Below are 18,133 nucleotides of genomic sequence, written 5' to 3'. Positions count from 1 at the left end.
CCTAAATACGAAACGGATAACTCAAATATGAAATAAAACGCCGATTTTAATGTACATTCGTGAGAAAAAATTGTTCAATCGTTCTAATTTTTAGCACAAACAAACGGGTTTCACCTAGCTTCGCGCATCTTATTAACTGCTAAAATAGCACCATCTAAGTAACTAATTTCTATGACAGTGCAACCATCGCTTGTGACAATTCATCTTATGAAACGCCTGTTTTCATGACTGCATGTATGCAGGAGCATACCGCACCGCGAGCAGGGCAGATGCTGGAGATCAAGGGGAGAGGGAAAGGGAAAGAGGGTAAAATGATACGTCGATTCATCCTACTCATCGCAATGATTGGCGCATGTTCTTCGTCCATCCATGCCGCCGTGGTCACTCACTCCTTCTTCGGCACAGTTACCGCTGTCGATACAACCGCCAACACCTCCGCATTCACCAACGCTAAAATCGGTGATGCCATCAGTTTTCACTACTCCTACGACCAATCGCATCTCTACTCATCCAACACTCATACCGCGACGTTCGATAAACCCTTCGATTTCTGGTCGGTCTCCATCGGCTCACAAACCGTCTCGCGTTACGGCTCATTCCTTCATCAATACGATTTTGCTGCCGTCACCAACGATGACGGCCAACCTCAACCCGCTGACTCCCTCCTCTACAATCTCTACGGCAACTCACTCGCTTCTTGGGCCATCCTCCTCGTTCTCGACGACTTCGACGGCCTCGCCCTCTCCCGCGCCGACCTCTCCGACACCATCGACTTCAACGAATTCGACATCACCTTTGGCAACATCGTCGTCTACGCCGAAGGTGATCAACCCGCCAACAGCCCCGGATCCGGCTCCGCGCCAACCGTTGCGATCGACTTCTCGCTCGATCGCTTCGAAGCTTATCAGCCCTACTCATCACCCACCCCCTCCGCACTCGCTGCCGCCATCCTCCTCCTCCCCTTAACTCTTCGCCGCGCACGCGCCCATTCTTCAATCTAACCCCATTCCCCCCCCTGTTCGTGTCATCAATTTTCCAGTCCCGTCCTTGACCCTGCGCGCAAAACCCCATCCCCCCCGTTCGTGTCATCCAACTTCCAATGCCGTCTTGACCCAACGTACAAATCCACATTTCAAGTAGCCGCGACCTGACAGGTCGCCGGTCTTCTTTTTCTTTCTCAAGCCCGCCACCGCTGGTGGCGGGGTGTCCCCCCAACCAGTGTCCCCATGCTTTCCACGCTCTGTTATCATTACAGTTGCACATCATCACGCATCCGCACTCCTGATCGCACAAGGATTCATGCCATGATTTTCGACTGGTTAGCCGAACGCCGCAGACGCAACATCCTCAACGACCCATTCTCCGCAGAATGGGAAGCCTATCTGCATAAAAATATGGGGCATTACGATTACTTAGACACCACTGAGCAAAAACAGCTCCGTGATCTCACACAAGTTTTCATTGCTGAAAAAGACTGGGAAGGTTGTGGCGGACTCGAACTCACCGATGAAATCAAAGTCACCATCGCTGCCCAAGCATGTCTGCTCATTCTCGGCCTCGATCACATCCTCTACAAAAACGTTATGACCGTGCTCGTCTATCCCTCAACCGTCGTCCCCGTCTACCCCGCAGGTTACGGCGACCAGCACGGCATCATTCAAGATGAACACTGCGTTCCCATCCTCGGCCAGGCCGCAATGGGTGGCCCCATCATTCTCGTTTGGGACGCCGTCCGGCGCGGCGGCATCCATCCCGAAGACGGGCACAACGTTGTTTATCACGAGTTTGCCCACAAACTCGACATGCTCGACGGCGAAATCAACGGCACGCCGCCCCTCGAAACCCGTGATCAATACAAACAGTGGAACGAAGTCTGCACACGAGAATACAAAGACCTGCGCCGCCGCGCCGCAGCAGGCAAGCGTACCTTCCTCGATCAATACGGCGGGAAAGATGTCGGCGAATTTTTTGCCGTCGCCACCGAGTTCTTCTTCGATCAACCCGTCCGCATGGAAGCAGAACACAACGATCTCTACGAAGTCCTCAAAGGGTTCTATAAACAAGACCCGGCAACACGCATGCGCCGTCAACGAAAATAGTAAATCATCCCCCCCCATCCCCCCCCATCCCCCCCCATCCCCCCCTCATTTCCTCAATAGCCGCCGCGACACTTCGCGGCGCGTGAAACATTCAGCTCCGCTCAATCGCCTGCAATCGCCATAATCACCTCGCTTACCTCATCCACGCGATATGTTTATTGCCACTCATGACAGGTGTCATCAAAAGTGTTGTTGGGTTGGCGAAAATGTAATGAAAAAAATAAACAGAGCGTCGGAAATGTGCTTGTCGCCTGATCTCACACTCAGATAATACCTTGCTCCTCATCAGGAAATGAGTTTGTGCCTGCTGCCTTATTTGTATTAAGCAGTGGGAGCAACGTTGGGAAACTGAAACATGTTGAAGTTAGCAGTCATAGGTGCAGGTGGCCGGGGTGAAATCTCAAAACTCGCTCATAAACCTGACGAAGGTTCATCACTTATCGCGCTTTGTGATACGCGCGAAGAAGCGTTTGCTTGTTACACAGAATTGCTCGGCGATCAGGTGGATACCTACTCGGATTATCGTGAGGTGTTAAAGCGTGATGATATTGATGCGGTAATCATCGCAACGCCGGACGATCTGCATGAGGAGCATGCGATTGCAGCATTGCAGGCAGGGAAGGGTGTGTATCTAGAGAAGCCGCTCGCGATCACGATTGAAGGTTGCGATCGGATTTTGCAGACCGCGAAAGACACCGGCATGAAGTTGTATGTTGGGCATAACATGCGTTTCTTCCCTGTGATGCAGAAGATGCGCGAGATTATTGAGTCGGGTCGGATTGGCGAGGTGCAAGCGATTTGGTGTCGACACTTCATTGCGTATGGCGGGGATGCGTACTTCAAAGATTGGCATTCTGAGCGTAAACACACGACGGGGTTGTTATTGCAGAAGGGTGCGCATGATATTGATGTGATTCATTACTTAGCGGGCAGTCATACGGTGCGTACGGTGGGGATGGGGATGTTGTCGGTGTATGACAAAGTTGAGGATCGCCGCAGTGCCGATGAACCGGGTGATGCGCGGATTGATGAATCGAATTGGCCGCCGCTGAGTCAGACGGGGATATCGCCGGTGATTGATGTTGAGGATCATTCGATGGTGATGATGCAGTTGGCGAGTGGTGCGCAGGCGAGTTATATGCAATGTCATTATTCGCCGGACGATGTGCGGAACTATACGGTGATCGGAACAAAGGGGCGGATTGAGAATATTGGGGATCATTCAACGGAAGAGAAGATTGCGAAGGTGCGCGTCTGGGAATCGCGGAAGGGTTTTAGTGAGTTTGGCGATGAGGAGATTGCGTTGCCGGCGAAGGACGGGACACATGGCGGGGCGGACCCGATGATTTTGGATGATTTTGTGAGGTATATGAAAACGGGTGAGCGGATTGGTGCGGAGCCTTGGGATGCGCGGCAGGCGGTTGCGGTGGGTTGTTTGGCGAGTGAGAGTTTGAGGAATGGGAATGTGCCAAAGGATGTGCCGGGGTTTGGAGGATGAGGGGAATGAGAAAAGAATGGGGGGGGATTGTGCGCGCGAAATGTTGAGCTGTTTGAAAATTGGGGATAGAAATTTGATAGTTTTTAAGATGTGTCTATGCGCGTATTAGCTGGGTTTAGGGTTGGTCTTGTAAAAATGGATGTGAAACATAAGAGGTTATGAAAAGTGGGTGAGATTGCGCGGCGCGTTTGTGTGCGCGGATTTTGATTTTCGGTGATTTACCCTTAGCTTCGTTGTTTGGGAAATGGGTTGAAATAGCGAGAAAAGAGCTGTTTTAGAAGGGTTTTGGTGAGAAATGGTTAAAGAGTTAGAGGAAAAAATGGGGAGAGGTCGGGTTTGTGCGCGCGTTTTGTTTTGTGGTTGGTTTGGTATGGGGTTTGCTGGGGGATGAGAAGAAGATGGATTTGGAAGGGGGTTGAGATTCGTTGCAGGCGATTGATTTTTGGGTTGTAGAACACCCCACGACCGGCGGTCGTGGGCTTGGTTTATGGTGATTTTGAGATAATTAGGGGGGATCGAGAGTGGGAGTGGGGGGGATGGGATGGGATTAGTTTTTGAAGAGGTAGTGGTAGGTTGATTTGATGGTGGTGGCGATGATGCGGCCGGGGAGGAGGAGGATGTATAGATAGAAGGCGGCTTCGAGTTTTTCGCCGGCGAAGATGCTGTTTGTGCTGTAGCTGAAGTCGCCGTCGTCGAGGTTGGATTCTTCGGGGCCGATGAAGAAACCGAGGATGATGAGGACGATGGCTGCGGCCCAGTAGATGAGGTGATGTACGGGTTGTTTGATGATGTTGAAGTAGATGAGTAGGGCGTAGGGAGCGAAGAGGATGATGGGGGTGAGGATGAAATTGATGATGAGGATTTGTTTGGGGAGTGGGGGATCGCTGGCTTCTGTAAGAACTTGGTTTTTGCGTATTGGCGCATCGGTGCCCCAGGCGCAATGCGGGCAGAAGCGGGTTGCGTTTTGAGTGTTGAATTTGGTGTAGCGATTACAGTTTGGACAGAGCTTTGGGCCGGAAGTTGTGGTCATGGGGTCATTGTAAATGAAGGTGGTATTGAGGGGGAAATTTTTAGGCGGTCGTGAGCTTGGTTTTGGGGTGATGATCGGGCGTGTGGTGTGTGGGGTGGGGGAGGGGGATGAATTGAGATTGGTTGCAGGCGGCGGATTTTGGGTTGTAGGACACCCCACGACCGGCGGTCGTGGGCTTGTTTGGGGATCGTAAATGTTGGTTTTTGAGCTTATAAGCAGGTTATAGGCGGGGTTATTAAATAAATGACGCGGTGTCTCTTGACTTAGTGGCGGCGGCGTGCTTATATTAGAGACATGGTGTCTTTAGATTTTGTCTCGAATTTCGAGATAGTTAGCTGGCAGATGTCGCGGGCTGATATGAAAGGGGTTTGGCCTTCTGGGTGTTGGCTGAAATGGAAGGCTGAGCATGAAAATTGAATTCGCGTATCGGGATGAGAGCACGAAATGAAGATGAGCATCCAGGGTGGGTTTGGAAGGTCAAACGGGCAACACCACGTTGGTGAGCGATATAGAAAATTGGGCTATGGGTGAGATTAGAGCGTTTTGCGAAATAACCTGGATCGTTGGCCAAAGGGTCGTTTCGTAAAAGGTACCTGTTACAAGAGTAGGCTGCTGAATTCTGAGTCATCGGATGTTCCAGATCATCACGCAACTTGCTCTAGTTGATGAAATCGTGAATGAACATGACTGTAAAGGAGTCAGATGATGAATGCGAGTGATCAGAAAACGGTGTTGGTGACAGGCGCGTCGGCTGGGATTGGTAAGGCGACGGCGAAGGTTTTGCATGAGGTGGGTTTTAATGTTTATGCGTGTGCGAGGCGGGTGGAGAAGATGGATGATCTGAAGGCGATGGGGGTGAAGCCGATTCGGATGGATGTGACGGATGAAGGATCGATGGAGGAAGGGATTCATCAGATTGAGCAGGAAGCGGGTGGGGTTGATATTTTGGTGAACAATGCGGGGTATGGTTCTTATGGCGCGGTTGAGGATGTGGATATGGATGAGGCGAGGCGGCAGTTTGAGGTGAATGTGTTTGGATTGGCGAGGTTGTCGCAGTTGGTGTTGCCTCACATGCGTGAGGCGGGGTTTGGGAAGATTGTGAATGTGACGTCGGTGGGCGGGAAGATTTATTCGCCGATGGGTGGGTGGTATCACGCGACGAAGCATGCGGTGGAGGGTTTGTCGGATTGCATGCGGAATGAGGTGAAGGGGTTTGGGGTTGATGTGATTGTGGTTGAGCCTGGTGCGATTGCGACGGAATGGAGTGGGATTGCGAGCAAGAGTTTGGTGAAAACGTCGGGTAAGTCGGCTTATCGTGAGCAGGCGGAGTTGATGGTGAAGATGCTTGATGCGGCGGAGAATCATCCGAAGGTATCGAAGCCGAAGGTGATTGGTGATGTGATATTGAAGGCGGTGACGGACCGGAGGCCACGGACGCGATATGTGGCGGGGTATATGGCGAAGACGATTTTGCGGATGCGGAAGTTTTTGCCTGACAAGACGTATGATCGCGTGTTTTTGGCGATGATGAAGCGGTTCATTAAGTAGGGCTGATTGGAATTGAGAGGTTGGTGGCTGAGTGTGCGAGCTGGATAAAGTCGATATCATGGGTGGACTCGTAAGGAGATTCAGACATTGAGTTGGCAACGTGCGCGTACAGATGAGCAGATAGAGCAACGTATCGATGAGATCGTTCAGGCGACGGAGCGGTTGTTCGAACGGTATGCGTATGATGAGATTACGTTTGTGATGATTGCGCGTGAGGCTGATTTTACGCGGTCGAATTTGTATAAGTATTTCAGGACGACGGAAGAAGTGCTTTTGGAAATTTTGATGCGTGAGATGACTAACTGGCGGATAGATGTTGAGAAATCATTGCGAGGTAGATCTTGGACGGTGCAGGAATTTAGTCGGGCATGGATGGCGAGTTTGAAACGTCATCGGCGCATGATGAAGTTGTTTTCGATCATGAATACGACAATTGAAAAGAATTCAACACTTGAGAAGTTGATTGAGTTTAAGCGTCATGCGATGGTTGAATGGGGTGGTATTGGTGTGGTATTAGCGGGGATTTTTAGGTTTAGGTCAGAGGAAAGTGTGATGCAGTTTGTGTATGCTCAGTTGGCGTTTGTGATTGGTGCGAGCCCGATCTGGGAGATGACGGAGAATCAGAAGAAGGCGATGGAAGTGGCGGGTGTGATGATGAGTGAGGCAGAGATGGAAGGGATGTTTGTCGGTTCGATTGAGTCGCTGTTGCGGGGTGTGATTGTTGCGTAGGTGTTATTTGACGATGCGGCCGAGGAGCGCGGAGAGTGACCAGACGAGGAGCTTGCCGGGGATGAGGGCGATGGTGAGGACGGTGGAGGTGCGATTGGTTTGGTCGTTGAGTTTGAAGGGGTTATCGAAGGCCCAGACGTCCCAGTCTTCGTAGATGCGTGGGTCTTCGTAGTATGCAGCGGCAAGATAGATGAGGGCGAGTATCCAGTAGGCGATATGGAATGGGACGGGGAGTCCGCCTTCGAGTGGCCAAAAGAGAACGATCATGAGGTAGGGGATGGAGAGAAGGACGGCGGAGGCGATGAGTGAGAAGCCGATGCGGATATAGGAAGGGACCATGATGTATTGGGTATGCATAGATTCAGGTTCCTTGTGTACGACGTTGCCGAGCGCGAGCTTGTCAGCTTTTTCTTTGCCCCAATTGCATTCGGGGCAATAGTAGGCGACTTCATCTTTGTATTTCGGGTGGCGGACTTCATGGGTTAATGCGTTGCATAGGGGGCAGTGCATCTGTGCGGTACGATCTTTGACGTTGTCAGCAAGTTGTGTCATGACGGGCCTCTTTTTATCTGCATTTGATGATTGCATGGTTGAGGTGAGACACATGGAGGAAGGATGTATGTGCGCGTAAGTCAATAGTTGATAAGTGTTCAAACCAAAACAACAGGATGTTTATCTTAACACTCGGAGAGGGGGAATGGCAGTTTTTTTTTTAGTGCTAGAAACGCTGGGGATCGGAAGTGCGTGTGGGTGGGCGGTTTGCAGGTTGGGTGGGGTTGGCTTTGAGGAGAAGGTGGGAGGGGGTGAGGGGTGAGAGTTTCCGGGGATCTCGGATCGCCGGTTATTGGTGTTGGTAGAAAAATGTTGGTTGGAGGGACACCCCGCCACCAGCGGTGGCGGGCTTGAGGCGTTGGGGACATGAAAAAGCTGCGAGCGGTGGGGTGCTTGCAGTTTGGGGAGGTTTTTAGTTTTGCTTTTTTGGGGGGTGGGGTTATTTAGCGGAGAGTTTGAGGTATGCGTCGCGGAGGATTTGCTCGGTTTTGCCCCAGCCGATGCATTGGTCGGTGATGGAGACGCCGTATTCGAGGTTTTCGGTGAGTTTTTGAGCACCTTGGTTGAGGTTGGATTCGATCATGCCGCCGATGACGGGTGAGGAGCCTGTGAGTTTTTGTTCGATGATGCTGTTCCAGACGAGTTGCTGGTTTTCGTGTTTTTTGCCTGAGTTTGCGTGCGAGCAATCGACAAGGATGGTGGGTGAGAGTTTTGCTTTTTTGAGCTTTTCTGCGGCGTTTGCGACGGAGACATGGTCGTAGTTGGGTTGGTTTGAGCCGCCTCGGAGGATGAGGTGGCCGTGTGGGTTGCCTTTGGTGATGACGATGCAGGTTGCGCCGTCGTCGTCGATGCCGATGAAGTGGTGTTTGGATTTTGAGGAGCCCATGGCGTCGACAGCGACTTGGATGTCGCCGTTGGTTGCATTTTTGAAGCCGACGGGCATGGAGAGGCCGGAGGCCATTTGGCGGTGGGTTTGTGATTCGGTTGTGCGGGCGCCGATAGAGGCCCATGAGACGAGGTCGTCGATGTATTGGGGTGTGATGGGGTCGAGCATTTCTGTTCCGGTGGGGAGGCCGAGGCAGTTGATGTCGAGGAGGAGTTTGCGTGCGCGGCGGAGTCCTTCGGACATGTCGAAGGAGCCGTCGAGGTGTGGGTCGTTGATGAGACCCTTCCAGCCGACGGTGGTGCGTGGCTTTTCGAAGTAGACACGCATGACGATGTAGAGTTTATCTTCGTACTTTTTCTTGAGTTGAATGAGTCGGTTGGCGTACTCCATGGCGGCTTTGGTGTCGTGGATGGAGCATGGGCCGATGACGACGAGGAATCGGTCGTCCTTGCCGGCGAGGATGTTTTGGATGGTTTGGCGGCCTTCGATGACGGTCTTGACGGAGCATTCGTTGGCTGGAAGTGCGGCTTTGAGCTCGCGGGGCATGGTGAGGGTTTGCGTTGCTTCGACGTTGACGTTGTGGGTCTGCTCGACGGCTGAATTGGTCTGGTTGGTCACGGTATATCTCCAAGTGAATCGAGCTTTACATCATAGCAGGCGTGGAGGTGAGGATGAAATGAGGGGTGTTAGGGTCTTGTGAGATTGTTGGGATGGGGGGTAAGCTAGGGGCTTATAAGGCGAAAGCGAGGTAGGGTGGGGTTGCAGGCGATTGAAAATGAGTTGGGGGGACACCCCGCCACCGGCGGTGGCGGGCTTGAAGGGGAAGGAAAAGATCGGTGATTCGTTGATTCACAGGGATCGGAATTGTGAATTTGCGCGTTGGGTCAAGGGCAGGTTTGGAAGTTGGATGATACGAACGGGGAGGATGGGTGTGAAAAAATGTTGGGAATGGGATGAATGTAAGCTGTTAAAGGATAAGGGGGTAGCTTACAATCGATTCGAATTCACGTTTGTGTCAATTTAGAAATAGGTGAATATGGTTCCGGACATCATTTCAGCTTCACTGACAGATATTGGGCGGCGGCGATTGGCGAACGAGGATGCGTTTTATAACGATCTTGGTTTGAATTTGCATGTAGTTTGCGATGGGATTGGGGGGCAGCCATCGGGTGAGGCGGCGTCGCAGATTATTGCGTATTCGTTGGGACGGATGCTTCGTATGGAGATGCGTCGTGGTTTGGGTGAGGGAGGGATTGAGGATGCATTGCGGCGCGTGATTGGGGTGATTTCAGAGCAGCTATATATAGGTGGGAGCCGAATTGGGTCGTTGAAAGGGATGGGGGCAACGCTGGTGGGGATGCTTGTGGTGGGAGAGGTGGGGTATGTGTTTAATGTGGGTGATTCACGGGCGTATCTGTTTCGTGATGGTGAGCTGCGGCAGGTGAGTGAAGATCATACGGCGCAGTATCGGCAGTATGATTCGATCACGGATACGTTGAAGGATGAGCAGGTTGGGGAGCGGCGGTTACTCAGTGAGTTTATTGGTGCGCCGCGGCAAGTGAATGTGGCGGTGAAGCGGGTGGAGATGGCGGTGGGTGATCAGATGCTTTTGTGTTCGGATGGGCTGACGGACCCGGTGGAGGAGTGGGTGATCAAAAAGATTTTGACGCAGGGGTATCCGATTGGTGAGACGGTGAGGGTTTTGGTTGAGGCGGCGAACAGGGCGGGGGGGCCGGACAATGTGACGGTGACGTTGATGGATTGGCGAGGGATGAAAACGGGGGAGATGGTGTTGGAAGAACGGGATCGCGCGGGAGTTGTGAGCGGTGAAAAGGTTGTGGCGGAGTTGCGGAAGCGGCTGTTAAAGTTGGGGCATGATTTGGAGATGCTGCACGGGTACGCGGAGGAATGCCGATCGATGAATCAGATTGGCGCGTTTGCGGCAATCAAGCGTTGGCTTGGGCCGGAGTTGTATGCGATGTTTTTGTCGATGTCGCCGTCGAAGAATCCGATGCATGCGTTTCATCATGCTTTTACGTTGGAGAGATCGCCGTGGCGAAAGGCTTATGATGAGCATGTGCGGGGTTTGCAGCCGGTGATTGATCGGGTTGTTTCGGGGGGCGTGGCGTTGTCGGAGTTTTTGCATCCACATGATACAGCGGCGATTGTGCATACGCTTTGGGCGGATTGGCGGCGCGTGGAGCAGTTGTATTTTAAGTTGGCAGCGAGTGCGGAACATACGAAGCAGCATGAGCGTGTAGTCAATCTGTTGATTAAGCACATGTTTCAATCCGTGAGTACGCTGGCGGGGTTGTTGGCGTTTTTTGATCTGTATATGACGGTGGGTGTTGGTGGGGACGAAGTGGTGCGTGGTACGGGGTGAGTGGGGGATGAGTGGGGGGTGGTATGCGTTAGAAATGAAGAAAGCCGCGAGTTTTTTAGGCTCGCGACTTTGGGCTTGGGTACGTTGTTCTTAATTTGAATGTTAGAGCGTTTTGCTCTGGTGCTACGTAAAAAGAAGGTTTTTACGTGTTTGCTGCTGATCGTGATTATTGCGGTTTTGGCAAGTCATCACATAAGCGGCTTATGGTTCGAGTAGTGGTGCGGCGGTCACGGGTGCGTTGATGTAGTTTTCGAAGACGATGCCATCACGTTCGAGAAGGGTGCCCATCTGGAGGTAGAGGATGCTGATTGCGTTGTTGTAGTTGATGAGTGATTGAACTTCTTGGGTTTCGGCGTCGGCGAGGCGTTCCTGAGCTTGAAGTTTGAGGTCGAGTAGGAATTCGGGTGTGAGTGCGACACCAGCAGCTTCTTGTTCTTCGATTGCTCGAAGCGCGTCAGCGGCGGCGAGGCGAGCGGCGCGGGTTGCGCCGATGAGTTCGTAGCTGGTGAGTAATTCACGAAGCGCGTTTTTGACGTCGAGGACGACTTGCTGCGCTTGGTCTTGGTAGATAACGACAGATTGCTTGCGTGCAAGGATAGATTCTTGGTAGGCGGCTTCGGGTTCACGGTTGCCGATGGGCATTTCGAAAGCGATTTGAGCGATGTAGTCGACGAAGTCGAGGTCAAAGAGGTCGCCGTAACCTGCGGCGGGGTTGTTGGCTTCGGCACCGGAGAGGTTGTTGCCGAGTGTGATGTTGAGGATTGGGAGACGGCCGTTTTCGGCGACGCGTTGCCTGATGGATGAGTCTTTGATGTTGTAGAGTGCGACTTGGAGTTCAGGACGGTTGAGTAGTGCGGTTGAGATGGCGTCGAGGAGTGAGAATTGGAGTGGGACGTCGACGGGCCAATCAACAGGGATGATGATGGTTTCGTCAGCAACGGGGAGTTCTGGGGAGTTGATCAGACGCTTGAGAGCATCGGAGGCATCACGGACTTCTTGACGTGTGCGGATGACATCCGCGCGGCGAAGCTCGACGAAGGAGCTGGCTTCGGTGAGACGCACGGGGTTGACGTCGAATTCGGCACGTTCTTGAAGGCGGTCGCGGTCGTTGATGGTTCGTTCGAGCAGGCGGGTTTGAATGAGGAGGGCTTGCTTGCTGAATGAAAGCGTCCAGTATTGAGCTTCGACGTTAGCGGCGAGGTTGAGGAGGTCTTCGCGGAGTGTTTGTCGGGTTGATTCGAGTGCGTTGCGTGCGAGGATGATGTTTGCGCGGTTGATGTCGGAGCCGAAGCCTCGGAGGAGAGGCTGGACGAGGTTGATGGTGATGTTGCCTTCGAAGAAGTTTGAGGTTGTTCCGCCGAAGGAGGAGTGGGTGTGGTTGAGTGATGTTGAGGTTGTGAGTTGACCGCCTGAGATGAGGTTGTTGCGGATGCCTGTTTCGAAGTTGTAATCTTCTTGTAGAGAAGCGCCTTCCTGGCCGGCGAAAGTGTTGCCGAAGTTGGGGTCGGCGGTGCGGACGTAGCCGGAGTTGAAGAAGAAGTTGGCGTCGAAGAAGGCTTCAGCTTGTGTGAGCTGTGTTTCACTGATGGCAGGGGTGTAGCGAGCAACCTGGAGATCGAGGTTGTTGCGGACGGCGAGTTCGATGGCTTGCTGGAGTGTGAGTTGTACGGCGAGCTGATTTTCGTTGCCGAGGAGGTTTTGGCCGAGGATGAGTTCATCGTCGCGATAGGCTTCGATGCCGGAGATGCTGTTGAGCTCTGCGGAGCGTTGGGGTGAGAGTTCCTGGATGACGTCGGAGGGCATGCGCTGGAGTTCGATGACGGGGCCTGCGGCGATGGCATCGACTTCGGTGGTGTATGAGGAGAGGAGTTGCTGTTGAAGGGCGCGTTCATCTGCGAGGTCGAATGGCGAGGTGCATCCGGAGACGATGAGTGTGCCTGCGAGCAGGGTTGTGATGCCGCTGCGTAAGGGAGCAAAACTAGCAGAGCTATGTCTCATGAGCTGGTTTCTTTTCATGAAAAAACGTTGTTTGAATCGGAGTGAGGGCTCAGGCGTACAGTGTACGAAGTTTGGGCTGTGTGGCAATTCAAATGGCCGAAAAGCTCTTTCAGGGGGGGAAGACGGCTACCGAATAAAACACCTAAGTATATTATGGCTAATGTTTTACGTTTTTATTGGCTGTGGTGGGATGTGCGGTGGAAATTTTTGGGGTCAGGCGATGGGAGAGAAAAATGCTGGGTGAGGATGATTTTCGTGGATCGGCGTGTCCGAGGCTTGGCTGGGTGAGGGTTTTCGGGTATCGGTGGTCACTGGCGATGCGTGCAGTAGGTCATTTGTTGATTGAAGGAGATCTTGCCATGATCTTCCGCCCCGGAGAAGGGATACACGATCCACTGAGTTAATGGAAAGCTTTCGCTGAGGTGCTCATTTGCACATTCAATGGCTGGCGAGCTGACAGTTCACGCTATTTGAGAATGAATTTCGTGTGTAACAGAACACAAGCGTGATGGGTAATTTTCTACTAGTGACGGATTTGGGAGTGGTGTGATCAGGGGTGGTTTGGGATTGGGCGTTGGGGAATGCTGTGGCTGTAATTAATAACCTATCTTATGGTTAGATTGCTGGTGAGTGTGCTAGAAATGGTGCAAAATTAAAAGGGCCGGTGGATGAATGGTGGAGAAGTGTGCGAGATTGTTTGCGTGCGATTAAAAACAGATACGGGTAAGCAATTTTTTTATCACACTTAAGATTGTGCACTATACTTCGCAGCTCAAAATGACGATGAAAGTCATGTCCTCATCACGTCGGGACACACCTCGAAAAAATCACTTTAGAAGTTTGGAAGTCGCTATGTCGAGTCGATGCTGCGATCAATGTCGTTGTGACCCATTTGCCGGGTTGGGCCATGCTGAAAAAGGGCAACCGGTTTTGTCGCCATGTCCATTGGTGAGTGCGGCACCGGAGCGATTAGATGATCGTTGTTTGTGGACACAGGGGCATTTGCGTGGTGATGATGTACCTTCGAATCTGGGGATAGCGATTACGTTGGTGAAGCACATTGAAGAGGGTGTGATACCGTTGTTTGTTGAGACGATTGGGGATGCAATTACGACAAATCATGTGCAGCGGATTCTGCGTCGGTATTTGGCGGATTCGCCGGTGTTGGTGCGGTCGTCGGGTGGTGAGGATTTGTTGATGTCGGTGGATGATGCGGATCAGTACTTGACGCCGTATCTCGGGATGATTGCCTGAAATTGAAATGCGTTTTGCGAGATGATCTCAGCATGAGAATTGGCGGATCGTGTTACTAAATACATTTGATATCGAGAAAGAACTAATTGTTTAGGATAATGGTGTAGCCGTCCGCATTTTTGTGGGGCGGCTTGCCTTTTTTATGGGTGATAGAATGGTGAGTGTTGGTGAGGTTGTGATGGTTAGTCGTTGGGTATGCCGTAGAAGACGTCGACGGGTGTGTTGGGTAGGCGGCTGAGGAGTTTGGCGGCATAGTCGTCGAGCTGCTGATCAGTGACGGGGGAGACGTAGTCTTCGGCAGTCTCGCGAGCAACGGAGTAAAGCTGGACAGATTTAATCTGTCCGTCGGCACGGATAATGTCCTCGAGGCGGTCAAGGTATGTGTCGAATTCAGTCGCAGGCATGGGTTGATTCAGCACCTGCATGAGCATGGTCTGGATGACGATGGGATGACGTTGGGCGATAGCAGTGATGTTGTTTAAAACGCGATCGAACGGGACGCGGGTACGGTCGACGAGTTGGTAGTAGGCTTCCGTGCCGGCGTCGAGTTTAGCCCAGATCTCGCCGTTGTGAGCCATCATTTCGCTGATCGCATCGATGACCGAGTCACGGTTGAGTACCGTTGCGTTGGTAATGAGTACAATTTTAGTTTCGTCTAACTTATGCTTAGTAATGAGATCGATAATGAGGCGAATGGCTTCGCCGAAGGCGTTGTAGGTTGTGGGTTCGCCGTTGCCTGAGAAGGCGATGTCATTAACGCGGCGGAGTTTCTGTGGGACGTCTTTGAACTTGGGATGTTGCCAAATGTTACCGTTGATGATTTCTTGGAGAAGCGCGTCGAGTTCTGCGCGGACAATCGTGAGGTCGACTTTTTTAACTTCGGGCTCTTGTGAGCGATCCACGCAACAGTAAATGCAATCAAAGTTGCAGGCGTTGTTAACGTTGAGGTTGATGCCGATGGAGAGCCCGCCGCTGCGCCGTGAGATAACGGGGTAGACGTATGTGAAATTGTCCCAAGATCGGCTATGGTCGCTGAAAATGCGCTTGACAACGTCGAGGTGGTGGTCTGGGGTTTTGTTGTCTGGATTACTCATGACAATATCTTAGCAGGTTCGACTGAATCGCTAAAAATAGGGCGTGGAGTAGTACTAAAAGCCGGTTGAGCTGTCGCCAGCGGCGCTGGTTGGGCCGCGAGCAGTGACAGGGCCGATGGGTGATTGGGTTGCGGTGACCATGGGGACGGGGGGGCCGCCCCAGCTGGCGACATGGAGTCTGACGTCGTCCATGCGGAGAAGCCAGATCATGTCGAGGAGTTGTTGTTCGAAGTCGAGGTGATTGAGCCGGGTCATGAGCCATTCGATTTGGTTGATCTGACTTTTGCGCTGCCATTCACTGGCAAAGTTGACTTCGCGTGAAACGATTTCGGCAAGACGTTCGTTGACTTGTTTGAGGTTGTGCTGGTTACGCTCTTGTCGGTTGATGATGTTGGAGATGGTGGCGCGCGAAGTGTGTTTGAGATTTTCAAGAATCTTTTCGTGCTGACGAAGGACGAAGCCTGCTTTGGCGATTTGAGCTTGGTTTTGGTCAAAGATGGGAACGACCATAGAGCCGACAGGGCCGAAGGTGTTGCCTTGGGTGATTTCACCTTCCCAGCCGAGTCCGCCGCCGACGTATGGGAAGATGAGTGTTTTTTGATATTCGATGTTGAGCTTGGCGCTGGTGATGTCCTGTTTGGCAGCGATGACGTCGAGACGATTATTGAGTGCAAATTCAACGTAGGTTTGGAGGTCCTGAAACTCGCGACCATCCCATTTGAGTTCGGAGATGAGTGGCGTTTTCTGGGTGATGTCATCGAGTGAAAGTAGAACGTTGAGCATGTTTTGTGCGCGGATCTCGGAGACCTCGGTGTTGCGAATGATAATCTGCTGTTGTGTAACGGCGGCCTCGGCGGCGCGGAGGGTCAATTCATCGATTAGACCGTGTGCATATCGAACACGCATGCGGTTTGCGATGAGGATTTTTTGGTTGAGCATGCCGTGTTGGAGCTCAAGTGTTTTTTTGTAATAGAGGACCTGGTTATAGGCAAGCTCGGCGGCAGCGGCGGTTTGGATGATGAGAAGCGCTACACGCTGTGAAGTGGCGGCGGAGATAGATTCGAAGAATGCGGCGCGCTTAGGGACTTGGTAAAAGTCTGAAAGAATAAAGAGCAGTGATGCGGTTGTGTTGCCGAGGTTTGTGGGGAAGGCAAGGAAGCCTGAGAGTGGTGGGTTGGTGAAGAGTTTGCTTTGTAGTAGATCGCTTGCCGCGATGCCGAGGTTTTCGAATTCGGCCTGAAGGGCTTTGTTGTTGAGTAATGCGATGGCGACCGCATCTTTTTGGGTGAGGCCTTCATTGAGATATTTCTGGACTTTTTGCTCGATGATGAGTTTGTCTTCATCGGTTCTATGCCAAATGAGGTCGTCACTGGGAACGCGATTTTTACTGAGTTTTTTAGTTTCTTCCCATTGTGGTCGAGCATCGACTTGGCAGCCTGAAAGAGCTGCGAGGAGTGTGGTGATGGCGCAGAAGAAAAGAAAGGCGTTTAGCCTGAGTGAATGATTGAGGTTGTTGTCGTACTTAATCAATATATGTCTAACCATTCATTTGTTAGTTAGATTTTGGACCAGTCACCTTCGTATTTCCATGGCGCGTCGGGGGATTTGGGATTGTCGTTTGGGTTGCGGGGTTCAACTTGAAGATAGGTAAACATGCCTTCGGGGGGCATGATTCCCATGGGGGCGTTGGCCATCATGTTGACGGTGTGGTGAAGGACATGGCAGTGCAGACGCCATGTTCCGGGGTTCCATGCGACAAGTTCGATGTCTCGTGTTTGGCCGGGCGCGATGTCGATCGTTGATTCGCGGTAGCGTGCGGTTTTTGGGATAGGCCCACCGGTGGTGCCGACGACTTCGAAATCGTAGCCGTGGAGATGGATGGGGTGTGAGAGAAGTGAGAGATTGCCGAATCGGATGCGGACGCGATCGCCCTGCTTGCAGTGAATCATGGGTAGTGTGGGTAGTGTCTTGCCATTGAAAGTTGCGATTTTAGCTTCCATTGACATGAGATTGGGTGCTGCATTGCCCGGGAAAAAATTCCATTGTTGAAGAAGGATCGCGATATCGCAGTCGATCGGATGTTCTTCCTTTTTAGGGTGAACAATGAACATGCCTGCAAGGCCCATCCCTTCTTGAACCAGAACATTGAAGCCGGAGTGGTACATGAGTGTTCCGCTTTGATGAAGCGTAAATTCATATGTTTGTTCATCGCCGGGGAGGATGGGTCGGGAGGCATTCCATGGGAAGTAGCCGGTGGCGCCGTCTTGGGCGAATGGAATTTTAAAGCCATGCCAATGAATACTGGTGGGTTGAGGGAGTTCGTTTCGGACGATAATACGGACACGATCGCCCTCGAAAGCTTCAAGGGTCGGGCCTGGACAGATACCATTAAATCCCCAGCCGAGTAGTTTTTTACTAGCTGTAGGGCGATAACGGAATTGTTCATAGGGTCCGGATTCGTCTAATAATGTGTAAGTTTCTTTCGTAAAACCATAGGTGATGTTGGTTTCGATGGGTTGAGCGATGAGACGAAAGACTTTGACGTTCCCGTCCATCTCGTAGCCGAGCGCGGGTTGGCCGATGGTTTGTACGCGGCCCATTTGCCTGCCCATCGTTGCGGGTGGCATTGAATATGAACGATTCATATCAACACGCGGGAACGAATCTCTGGCAGGATCCATGGGAAGTGGTTCGAGCGCATCTTCCATCTTTAACTTGTAAGAATTTCCGTCGAGTGAGAGTGGCAGAACTGGCTCAGGAATTTCAGCGGATTCACTGGTTAGTGCATTTTTGATGGCTTTTTTGGCCGTCACATCTTCGGCGTGCGCTTTGATGGCGGCGGCGCTGCCTGCGATAGCGGCGGCGGTCGTTGCGAAGAAATTGCGTCTGCTTACTTTTCTCGCCATAGTCGTCTCTGCCCACCTAATCAGTGCATCGTTTATTGAGCATAGGTGTGTGCACCGTGTCCCTAGACGTACATTCGACGTTTGATCATGCGTACTTAATGGGTCATGTATACCGTACCTACCCTTATCGTGAATGGCGCATAAAAAAACCGCGGT

16 protein-coding genes are annotated in these 18,133 nt (G+C 52.0%); 9 read left to right on the top strand and 7 right to left on the bottom strand.

The window, feature by feature from the left end:
- Positions 1-236: 236 nt before the first annotated feature.
- From KS4_RS16075 to KS4_RS16065, 3 genes are all read left to right on the top strand, one after another.
- Complete coding sequence (locus KS4_RS16075; RefSeq protein ID WP_145080548.1) at positions 237-1,001, top strand: hypothetical protein; 765 nt, start codon at positions 237-239, stop codon at positions 999-1,001.
- Positions 1,002-1,304: 303 nt separating this feature from the next.
- Positions 1,305-2,099 carry a M90 family metallopeptidase gene (locus tag KS4_RS16070; RefSeq protein WP_145080546.1) on the top strand — a complete coding sequence of 265 codons (795 nt, stop codon included), beginning with the start codon at positions 1,305-1,307 and terminating at the stop codon, positions 2,097-2,099.
- A gap of 355 nt (positions 2,100-2,454) precedes the next feature.
- Positions 2,455-3,597, top strand: a complete 1,143-nt coding sequence (locus KS4_RS16065) for a Gfo/Idh/MocA family protein (RefSeq protein WP_145080543.1) — start codon at positions 2,455-2,457, stop codon at positions 3,595-3,597.
- Positions 3,598-4,144: 547 nt separating this feature from the next.
- Here KS4_RS16065 and KS4_RS16060 read toward each other — a convergent pair.
- Positions 4,145-4,627, bottom strand: coding sequence for a hypothetical protein (locus KS4_RS16060; protein ID WP_145080541.1), 483 nt, complete (start codon positions 4,625-4,627; stop codon positions 4,145-4,147).
- 13 nt (positions 4,628-4,640) lie between these two features.
- On the opposite strand from KS4_RS16060, the gene KS4_RS16055 reads away from it, so the two are divergent.
- From KS4_RS16055 to KS4_RS16045, 3 genes are all read left to right on the top strand, one after another.
- The gene (locus KS4_RS16055; RefSeq protein WP_145080538.1) at positions 4,641-4,820 is read left to right on the top strand and encodes a hypothetical protein; all 180 of its coding nucleotides are present in this window, start codon (positions 4,641-4,643) and stop codon (positions 4,818-4,820) included.
- 512 nt (positions 4,821-5,332) lie between these two features.
- Positions 5,333-6,175 (top strand): oxidoreductase, encoded by an 843-nt coding sequence (locus KS4_RS16050; protein ID WP_145080536.1) that lies wholly within the window; start codon positions 5,333-5,335, stop codon positions 6,173-6,175.
- An 87-nt stretch (positions 6,176-6,262) separates the two neighbouring features.
- Positions 6,263-6,904 (top strand): TetR family transcriptional regulator, encoded by a 642-nt coding sequence (locus KS4_RS16045; RefSeq protein WP_200761362.1) that lies wholly within the window; start codon positions 6,263-6,265, stop codon positions 6,902-6,904.
- Positions 6,905-6,907: 3 nt separating this feature from the next.
- Here the strand turns inward: KS4_RS16045 and KS4_RS16040 are convergent, their stop codons facing one another.
- Positions 6,908-7,456, bottom strand: a complete 549-nt coding sequence (locus KS4_RS16040) for a hypothetical protein (RefSeq protein WP_145080529.1) — start codon at positions 7,454-7,456, stop codon at positions 6,908-6,910.
- Between the two features lie 439 nt (positions 7,457-7,895).
- Entirely contained in the window at positions 7,896-8,960 is a 1,065-nt protein-coding gene (locus tag KS4_RS16035; protein ID WP_145080526.1) for a 3-deoxy-7-phosphoheptulonate synthase, read from the bottom strand.
- Positions 8,961-9,378: 418 nt separating this feature from the next.
- Between KS4_RS16035 and KS4_RS16030 the strand changes: the two genes are divergently transcribed.
- Positions 9,379-10,725, top strand: coding sequence for a PP2C family protein-serine/threonine phosphatase (locus KS4_RS16030; protein ID WP_145080523.1), 1,347 nt, complete (start codon positions 9,379-9,381; stop codon positions 10,723-10,725).
- 201 nt (positions 10,726-10,926) lie between these two features.
- Here the strand turns inward: KS4_RS16030 and KS4_RS16025 are convergent, their stop codons facing one another.
- Positions 10,927-12,723, bottom strand: a complete 1,797-nt coding sequence (locus tag KS4_RS16025) for a TolC family protein (RefSeq protein ID WP_200761361.1) — start codon at positions 12,721-12,723, stop codon at positions 10,927-10,929.
- Between the two features lie 233 nt (positions 12,724-12,956).
- Between KS4_RS16025 and KS4_RS17770 the strand changes: the two genes are divergently transcribed.
- Both KS4_RS17770 and KS4_RS16020 read left to right on the top strand, forming a co-directional pair.
- Positions 12,957-13,127: a hypothetical protein gene (locus KS4_RS17770; protein WP_200761360.1), complete on the top strand. Its 171-nt coding sequence runs from the start codon at positions 12,957-12,959 to the stop codon at positions 13,125-13,127.
- A 373-nt stretch (positions 13,128-13,500) separates the two neighbouring features.
- Positions 13,501-13,977, top strand: a complete 477-nt coding sequence (locus KS4_RS16020) for a hypothetical protein (protein WP_145080517.1) — start codon at positions 13,501-13,503, stop codon at positions 13,975-13,977.
- A gap of 182 nt (positions 13,978-14,159) precedes the next feature.
- Here the strand turns inward: KS4_RS16020 and KS4_RS16015 are convergent, their stop codons facing one another.
- Genes KS4_RS16015 through KS4_RS16005 form a run of 3 tightly spaced genes read right to left on the bottom strand, consistent with a single transcriptional unit; the run spans position 14,160 to position 17,977 of the window.
- Entirely contained in the window at positions 14,160-15,071 is a 912-nt protein-coding gene (locus KS4_RS16015) for a radical SAM protein (RefSeq protein WP_145080514.1), read from the bottom strand.
- A 54-nt stretch (positions 15,072-15,125) separates the two neighbouring features.
- Positions 15,126-16,616, bottom strand: a complete 1,491-nt coding sequence (locus KS4_RS16010; protein ID WP_145080511.1) for a TolC family protein — start codon at positions 16,614-16,616, stop codon at positions 15,126-15,128.
- A gap of 11 nt (positions 16,617-16,627) precedes the next feature.
- The gene (locus tag KS4_RS16005) at positions 16,628-17,977 is read right to left on the bottom strand and encodes a multicopper oxidase family protein (protein ID WP_145080508.1); all 1,350 of its coding nucleotides are present in this window, start codon (positions 17,975-17,977) and stop codon (positions 16,628-16,630) included.
- Between the last annotated feature and the right edge of the window lie 156 nt (positions 17,978-18,133).

Origin of the sequence: Poriferisphaera corsica (assembly GCF_007747445.1) — a bacterium.
In the GTDB taxonomy this organism is placed as follows: domain Bacteria; phylum Planctomycetota; class Phycisphaerae; order Phycisphaerales; family Phycisphaeraceae; genus Poriferisphaera; species Poriferisphaera corsica.
Note: the sequence above shows the minus strand (reverse complement) of the source record. Positions and strands in the feature narration are given on the sequence as shown.

What these genes read in the sequence shown, in the direction of transcription:
- KS4_RS16065 (WP_145080543.1), top strand. Translation starts at nt 2,455, where the DNA reads ATGTTGAAGTTAGCAGTCATAGGTGCAGGTGGCCGGGGTGAAATCTCA.
- KS4_RS16070 (WP_145080546.1), top strand. Translation starts at nt 1,305, where the DNA reads ATGATTTTCGACTGGTTAGCCGAACGCCGCAGACGCAACATCCTCAAC.
- KS4_RS16060 (WP_145080541.1), bottom strand. Translation starts at nt 4,627, where the DNA reads ATGACCACAACTTCCGGCCCAAAGCTCTGTCCAAACTGTAATCGCTAC.
- KS4_RS16025 (WP_200761361.1), bottom strand. Translation starts at nt 12,723, where the DNA reads ATGAGACATAGCTCTGCTAGTTTTGCTCCCTTACGCAGCGGCATCACA.
- KS4_RS17770 (WP_200761360.1), top strand. Translation starts at nt 12,957, where the DNA reads ATGCTGGGTGAGGATGATTTTCGTGGATCGGCGTGTCCGAGGCTTGGC.
- KS4_RS16055 (WP_145080538.1), top strand. Translation starts at nt 4,641, where the DNA reads ATGAAGGTGGTATTGAGGGGGAAATTTTTAGGCGGTCGTGAGCTTGGT.
- KS4_RS16075 (WP_145080548.1), top strand. Translation starts at nt 237, where the DNA reads ATGCAGGAGCATACCGCACCGCGAGCAGGGCAGATGCTGGAGATCAAG.
- KS4_RS16015 (WP_145080514.1), bottom strand. Translation starts at nt 15,071, where the DNA reads ATGAGTAATCCAGACAACAAAACCCCAGACCACCACCTCGACGTTGTC.
- KS4_RS16050 (WP_145080536.1), top strand. Translation starts at nt 5,333, where the DNA reads ATGAATGCGAGTGATCAGAAAACGGTGTTGGTGACAGGCGCGTCGGCT.
- KS4_RS16010 (WP_145080511.1), bottom strand. Translation starts at nt 16,616, where the DNA reads ATGGTTAGACATATATTGATTAAGTACGACAACAACCTCAATCATTCA.
- KS4_RS16040 (WP_145080529.1), bottom strand. Translation starts at nt 7,456, where the DNA reads ATGACACAACTTGCTGACAACGTCAAAGATCGTACCGCACAGATGCAC.
- KS4_RS16030 (WP_145080523.1), top strand. Translation starts at nt 9,379, where the DNA reads ATGGTTCCGGACATCATTTCAGCTTCACTGACAGATATTGGGCGGCGG.
- KS4_RS16005 (WP_145080508.1), bottom strand. Translation starts at nt 17,977, where the DNA reads ATGGCGAGAAAAGTAAGCAGACGCAATTTCTTCGCAACGACCGCCGCC.
- KS4_RS16020 (WP_145080517.1), top strand. Translation starts at nt 13,501, where the DNA reads ATGACGATGAAAGTCATGTCCTCATCACGTCGGGACACACCTCGAAAA.